Consider the following 6,442-nt stretch of genomic DNA (forward strand, 5'->3'; position numbering starts at 1 on the left):
GCGGGGGGGGAGAGGGTTGTCAACGGCCACTACGCCCGGGCCGAACGCCCGTGGTACCATCCGGGCCCCGTCCGCCCCCCTATGGTCACGGTGCTGCCCATGCACGATCCGGAACCGATCCGCCCGCTCGTGGGCGCGCTCCACGCCTGGTACCGCCGCTGCGCCCGGGACCTTCCCTGGCGGCGGACCCGGGACCCGTACGCCGTGTGGGTTTCGGAGGTGATGCTCCAGCAGACCCGGGTCGCCGCCGTCGTGGGGTACTACGAGCGGTGGATGGGGGAACTCCCCACGGTCGGGGCCCTGGCCCGGGCCGACGACCAGACCGTGCTCCGGCTCTGGGAGGGCCTGGGGTACTACTCCCGGGCCCGGAACCTCCACCGGGCGGCCCGGGTCGTGGTGGAACGCCACGGGGGGCGGATCCCGGACGACCCCGGCGCGTTCCGGGCGCTGCCCGGGGTGGGCCCCTACACCGCCGCGGCCGTGCTCAGCATCGCCTTCGGCCGGGATCTCGCCGTGGTGGACGGAAACGTCCTGAGGGTGCTCGCCCGGCTCACGGCCCTGGCCGAGGATCCCCGCACGGGCCCGGCCCGGCGGGGCCTCGAGACCCTGGCCCAGGATCTCCTTCCGCCCGGGACCGCGGCCCTCCACAACCAGGCGGTGATGGAACTCGGGGCCCTGGTGTGCACCCCGAAGAGCCCGGCCTGCCCGGAGTGCCCCCTCGCCACGGCATGCAAGGCCCGCGCCAGCGGGGACCCGGCCCGGTTCCCGGTGCGCAGGCCCAAGGCCCCCGTGCCCCACCGCCGGGTGGCCGTGGCCGTGGTGGTGGGGCCGGACGGGCGGGTGCTGGTGGACCGCCGGCCCTACGGGGGGCTCCTCGGCGGGCTCTGGGAGTTTCCCGGCGGCAAGATCGAACCGGGGGAGGCGCCCGCGGAGGCCGCGCTCCGGGAACTCCGCGAGGAACTCGGGGCCTCGGCCCGGGCCGAACGGACGTTGCCCGCCGTGGACCACGCCTACTCCCACTTCACCGTAACCCTGCACCCGGTGGTGTGCCGCTTCGAGGCCATGGACGCCCGGGCCGGGGACGGCCGGGAATGGAAGTGGGTGGAGCCGGCCGAACTCGCCGACCTTCCCATGCCCCGGGCCAACCGGAAAATCCTGGAACTTCTCGATTGGCAGCGAAAGGAGGACGCCCCGTGAACCGATCGTTCCCCCCCATCGTGACCGAGCTTCCCCCGGTGGACCTACCCATCGAAGGGGCGACGGGCTGGCTCCTCCAGGGACCCACCCGGCAGGCGGTGTTCTTCCGGCTGGAGCCCGGGTTCGAGATCCCCGAGCACCGCCACGGCGCCCAGTGGGGCATGGTGATCGACGGGGAGATCGAGCTCACCATCGCCGGCGAGACCCGCACCTACCGCAAGGGCGACACCTACGAGATCCCGGCCGGCACGCCCCACGGCGCCCGCACCCGAGACGGGGCCTTGGTGCTCGACCTCTTCGCCGACCCTGACCGGTACCGGCCGCGGGGGGCTTGACCGGAGCGCGGGTTGCGCGCCAAGGTTAGGCGACTTCGGTCGCCGGTCTCCGGTCTTCGGTCTGCGGTGGGCCGTGGCCCCGGGGTGGATGCCTGGCCACCGCATCCCATCGCTTCCCAAGCGACACAAGGAGGAGTCCCATGAAACGCTGGATCGCCGCCCTCGCCCTCGCCGCCTGCCTCACGGCCCCGGTTGCCGCCCGGGCCGAGCTCAAGGGCGAGGTGATCTTCCGCGACACCTTCTACGGCACCCTCACCGGGGCCATCATCGGCGGGGCCCTCACCGTGTTCACCGACGAACCCCAGGACCACCTGGAGTACATCGGGTACGGCGCCGCGGCCGGGGCGATCGCGGGGGCGCTGTTCGGGGTGTACGAGTCCACGGCCGTGGCCGAGATCCGCGACGGCGACCTCTACCTGGCCCTCCCCACCGTCAAGACCGCCCCCGAGCCGGGTGGCGTACGGGTGAGCGCCGATCTCCTCAGGGTCAGCTTCTAGCCGGACCGGGCCGCCGTGCGGCTCCACAGCCTGGCCGGCCTCTTGGCCCTGTGCCTCCTGGCCTGGGCCTTCGGGGAAAACCGACGGGCCGTCCGCTGGCGCACCGTGGCCGCGGGGCTCGCGCTCCAGCTCGCGATCGCCCTGGTGCTCCTGAAGCTCCCGCCGGCCAAGGGGGTGTTCCTGGGGCTCAACCGGGCCCTGGAGGCCCTCCAGGAGGCCACCCGGGCCGGCACCTCGTTCGTGTTCGGGTACCTGGGGGGCGGGGAACTGCCCTTTGAGGCCTCGAATCCCGGCGCGACCTTCGTGCTGGCGTTCCAGGCGCTCCCGCTCGTGCTCGTGATGAGCGCGCTGTCGGCCGTGCTTTTTCACTGGCGGGTCGTGCCCTGGGCGGTCAAGGGGTTCTCCCGGATCCTGGAGCGGACCCTGGGGATCGGCGGGGCCGTGGGGCTCTCGGCCGCGGCCAACGTGTTCGTGGGCATGGTGGAGGCGCCGCTCCTCGTGCGGCCCTACCTGGAACGCCTGGGCCGGGGGGAACTCTTCATGGTGATGACGGCCGGCATGGCCACCATCGCCGGCACCGTGCTCGCCCTTTACGCCGCGATCCTGGGCCCCGTCATTCCCGACTCGGTGGGCCACATCCTGACCGCGTCCCTGATCAGCGCGCCGGCCGCGGTGGTGGTCGCCCACCTCATGGTGCCCGAGACCGGGGAACCCACCGGAGGCGGCCTCGTACCCCCCGATGAGTACGCCTCCACCATGGACGCCGTCACCAAGGGCACGGCCGCGGGGGTGGGGCTTCTGCTCCACATCGTGGCCATGTTGGTGGTGCTGGTGGCCCTGGTGAGCCTGGTGAACCAGGCCCTGGGGCTCCTGCCCCCGGTGGCCGGGGCGCCCGTGACCCTGGAGCGGATCCTGGGCTACCTCATGGCCCCGGTCCTGTGGGTGATCGGGGTTCCCTGGTCCGAGGCGGTCACGGCCGGGAGCCTCATGGGCACCAAGACCGTGCTCAACGAGTTCCTGGCCTACCTCCGCCTGGCCGGGCTGCCCGAGGGGGCGCTCTCGCCCCGGAGCCGGCTCATCGTCACCTACGCCCTGTGCGGGTTCGCCAACTTCGGGAGCCTCGGGATCCTGATCGGCGGCATGGAGGCGATGGCCCCCTCCCGCCGGGACGAGATCGTGGCCCTGGGGCTCCGGTCCATCGTCTCCGGAACCCTGGCCACCCTCATGACCGGTGCGGTGGTGGGGGTGCTCGCGTAGCACGAAGACCAGCGGAAGTGTCGTCCGCTCCCGGTCGTTGCGAAGGACAACGGGGGGGATCGGCGAATGCTTCGCTTAGGGTTGGAAAAGGGGCCGCCGGAAGCCGGCGGCCCCGTCGCGGCTATGGGGTGTGACGCGCCTAGAAGTCCACGACCAGCGAGGTCATGAACTTCGTGTCCACGTGGTCGGCGCCGGGGGCGGGGGGCTCGTTTTGGTAGTTCACGATGTAGCTCACCCCGAGGGCCAGATTCTCGGCCATCTGCACCGCGAGGCTGGACTCCGAGTTGATGAAGTAGACGTCGGTGTCGTCGAACGACACCGCGTAGTCGAGGTACTGCTTGAAGGTCAGCCCCTCCGAGATCCGCCACTCGTAGTCGGCCGCCGCCTTGCCCGACAGGTAGGTGTCGGAGTCTTCCGCGCCGTTCGCGAAGTTGTCATAGTTCCACAGCACCCCGAGCATCACCTTGAGGTCGTGATCCGGGAGTTTGAGGACGTCGTAGCCCACCCCGGGGCCCACCTCGAGCCGGGTGTCGTACCCGGCGAAGGTGTCCTTCAGGTAGCCCACCGAAAGGAACCCGAAGAGGCGCTCGGTCACCAGCCGCTCGTAGCGGCCCTCGGCCGTCCACCGGCTCGCGGTCTGGTCCCCCTCGGTCTCGCCGTAGAGCCCCGAGGCCTTGGCGGCGTACCGGTTCGCGCCCGCGTCGAGCCCGGTTTCGAGCTTGCCCGCCAGGGCCTCGGTGTCCGAGTTCCCGCCGGTGCGGGTGTAGGAGAGCTCGGCCCGGCTCTTCCAGCCGGCCCCGGCCAAGGCGACTCCCGGCACGAGGACCCCCGCCAGGATCCAGGTGAGAAGGGTTCGGTTCATCTCTTTCTCCTTTCGTTTGGTTAGGGTGAACGGCGCGAAAACATAACCCGGGGCCCCGCCCCGTCAAGCGAGCGCCCCGCAAAAAACTTTCCTGGACACGCCCCCCTCCTTGGGGCACAATGCCCGCCCTTTCCGGGGGGAGACCACGCCCTGGAGAACCGAACCCATGACCGACCCCCGACTCGACTCCCTCGCCGTGAACACCCTCCGGTTCCTCGCCGTGGACGCCGTGGAAAGGGCCAACTCGGGCCACCCCGGCATGCCCATGGGCGCGGCGCCCATGGCCTACGCGCTCTGGACGCGGTTTCTGCGCTTCGACCCCGGCGCACCGGACTGGCCCGACAGGGACCGGTTCGTGCTCTCGGCCGGCCACGGCTCCATGCTCCTCTACGGGCTCCTCCACCTGGCCGGGTACCCGCTCACCCTCGACGACCTCAAGAGCTTCCGGCAGTGGGGCTCCAAGACCCCGGGCCACCCCGAGTTCGGCCACACCCCCGGGGTCGAGACCACCACGGGCCCCCTGGGCCAGGGGTTCGCCGCGGCCGTGGGCATGGCGATCGCCGAGCGCCACCTCGCCGCCCGGTACAACCGACCCGGGTTCGAGGTGGTGGACCACCACACCTACGTGATCGCCGGGGACGGCGACCTCATGGAGGGGGTGGCCTCCGAGGCCGCGAGCCTCGCCGGGCACCTGGGGCTCGGGAAGCTCGTGGTCCTCTACGACGACAACCGGATCACCATCGAGGGGGGCACGGATCTCGCGTTCTCCGAGGACGTGGAGGCCCGGTTCCGGGCCTACGGCTGGCACACCCTCTCGGTGGAGGACGGAAACGACCTCGCCCGCCTGGAGGCTGCCCTGGCCGAGGCCCGGGCCGAAACGGAACGCCCCTCGCTCATCCGGGTGCGCACCCACATCGGGTTCGGGAGCCCGGGCAAGCAGGACTCGGCCGACGCCCACGGCGCCCCCCTTGGGCCCGAGGAGGTCCGGCGCACCAAGGAGAACCTGGGCTGGCCCCTGGAGCCAGCGTTCCACGTCCCCGAAGAGGCCCGGAAGCCCTTTGCCGCGGCCGCGGCCCGGGGCCGGGAGGCCCGCCGGGCCTGGGGGGAGCGGTTCGAGGCGTACCGGCGGGAGTTCCCGGGGCTCGCGGCCGAGCTCGAGCGCCGGTGGGAAGGCCGGCTGCCCGAGGGGTGGGAGGAGGCCCTGCCCGCGTTTCCGGCCGATCCCAAGGGCGTGGCCACCCGGTCGGCCGGGGGCAAGGTGCTCAACGCCCTGGCGGCCCGGATCCCGGAGCTCATGGGCGGGTCGGCCGACCTGGGCCCGAGCACCAAGACCCTGCTCGCGGGGGAAAAGGACTTCTCCCGCGGAACCCCGGACGGGCGGAACCTGCGGTTCGGGATCCGGGAGTTCGCCATGGCGGCGGTCCTGAACGGCATGGCGAACCACGGGGGGTTCCGGCCGTTCGGGTCCACGTTCTTCGTGTTCTCCGACTACCTGCGGCCGGGGCTCCGGCTCGCGGCCCTCATGGGGCTCCCGGTGGTCCACGTGTTCACCCACGACAGCATCTTCGTGGGCGAGGACGGGCCCACCCACCAGCCCGTGGAACACCTGGCGAGCCTGCGGGCCATGCCGAACCTCGTGGTCCTGCGGCCGGCCGACGCCAACGAGACCGCCGAGGCCTGGCGGGTGGCCCTGGAGCGCACCGAGGGCCCCACGGCGCTGGTGTTGACCCGGCAGAACGTGCCCGTGCTCGACCGCACGGCGCTGGCCGGGGCCGAGGGGCTCCGGCGGGGCGGCTACGTGCTGCGGGAGGCCTCGGCCGGGCCCCAGGGCATCCGGCTCCTCCTCATCGCCACGGGCTCGGAGGTCCATCTGGCCCTCGGGGCGGCCGAACGGCTTGAGGCCGAGGGGGTTCCCACCCGGGTCGTGAGCCTGCCGTCCTGGGAGCTCTTCGAGGCCCAGGACCCGGCCTACCGGGCCGAGGTGCTGCCGCCCGGGGTCACCGCCCGGGTCGCGGTGGAGGCGGCGAGCGCCTTCGGGTGGGAGCGGTACGTGGGCCCCGCCGGGGCCGTGGTGGGCATCGACCGGTTCGGGGCGAGCGCCCCGGCCCAGGTGCTCGCCGAGAAGTTCGGGTTCACGGTGGAGAACGTGCTCCGCGCCTGCCGGGAGGTGCTCGGCCGAGCCGGCTGAGCACCCCCTCACCCCGGCCCTCTCCCCCCGTGGGGGAGAGGGAGACAGACGGCGCCCGGTTCCTTATCGGCACGAAAGGATCCCCCCTCCCCTCGTGGGAGGGGGA

6 protein-coding genes are annotated in these 6,442 nt (G+C 72.5%); 5 read left to right on the forward strand and 1 reads right to left on the reverse strand.

Going from position 1 to position 6,442, the window contains the following annotated elements; all coding sequences use genetic code 11:
• The first annotated feature begins 99 nt into the window (after nt 1–99).
• The 4 genes from mutY to ACY0I8_RS06705 all read left to right on the forward strand — a co-directional run bounded on the left by mutY (nt 100) and on the right by ACY0I8_RS06705 (nt 3,286).
• On the forward strand, nt 100–1,197 hold the full coding sequence (gene mutY, locus ACY0I8_RS06690) for an A/G-specific adenine glycosylase (RefSeq protein ID WP_459942802.1): 1,098 nt from the start codon (nt 100–102) through the stop codon (nt 1,195–1,197).
• Nucleotides 1,194–1,532, forward strand: a complete 339-nt coding sequence (locus ACY0I8_RS06695; protein ID WP_459942801.1) for a cupin domain-containing protein — start codon at nt 1,194–1,196, stop codon at nt 1,530–1,532. Before mutY ends, ACY0I8_RS06695 begins: the two co-directional genes overlap by 4 nt.
• 140 nt (nt 1,533–1,672) lie before the next feature.
• Nucleotides 1,673–2,029, forward strand: coding sequence for a hypothetical protein (locus ACY0I8_RS06700; RefSeq protein ID WP_459942800.1), 357 nt, complete (start codon nt 1,673–1,675; stop codon nt 2,027–2,029).
• Nucleotides 2,030–2,044: 15 nt separating this feature from the next.
• Entirely contained in the window at nt 2,045–3,286 is a 1,242-nt protein-coding gene (locus tag ACY0I8_RS06705; protein ID WP_459942799.1) for a NupC/NupG family nucleoside CNT transporter, read from the forward strand.
• Nucleotides 3,287–3,425: 139 nt separating this feature from the next.
• Here the strand turns inward: ACY0I8_RS06705 and ACY0I8_RS06710 are convergent, their stop codons facing one another.
• Nucleotides 3,426–4,148 carry a DUF481 domain-containing protein gene (locus ACY0I8_RS06710; RefSeq protein WP_459940978.1) on the reverse strand — a complete coding sequence of 241 codons (723 nt, stop codon included), beginning with the start codon at nt 4,146–4,148 and terminating at the stop codon, nt 3,426–3,428.
• 166 nt (nt 4,149–4,314) lie between these two features.
• Between ACY0I8_RS06710 and tkt the strand changes: the two genes are divergently transcribed.
• The gene (gene tkt, locus ACY0I8_RS06715) at nt 4,315–6,336 is read left to right on the forward strand and encodes a transketolase family protein (protein WP_459940977.1); all 2,022 of its coding nucleotides are present in this window, start codon (nt 4,315–4,317) and stop codon (nt 6,334–6,336) included.
• Nucleotides 6,337–6,442: the final 106 nt, after the last annotated feature.

It is taken from the genome of Deferrisoma sp., assembly GCF_054681715.1.

What these genes read in the sequence shown, in the direction of transcription:
- mutY (WP_459942802.1), top strand. Translation starts at nt 100, where the DNA reads ATGCACGATCCGGAACCGATCCGCCCGCTCGTGGGCGCGCTCCACGCC.
- ACY0I8_RS06700 (WP_459942800.1), top strand. Translation starts at nt 1,673, where the DNA reads ATGAAACGCTGGATCGCCGCCCTCGCCCTCGCCGCCTGCCTCACGGCC.
- ACY0I8_RS06710 (WP_459940978.1), bottom strand. Translation starts at nt 4,148, where the DNA reads ATGAACCGAACCCTTCTCACCTGGATCCTGGCGGGGGTCCTCGTGCCG.
- tkt (WP_459940977.1), top strand. Translation starts at nt 4,315, where the DNA reads ATGACCGACCCCCGACTCGACTCCCTCGCCGTGAACACCCTCCGGTTC.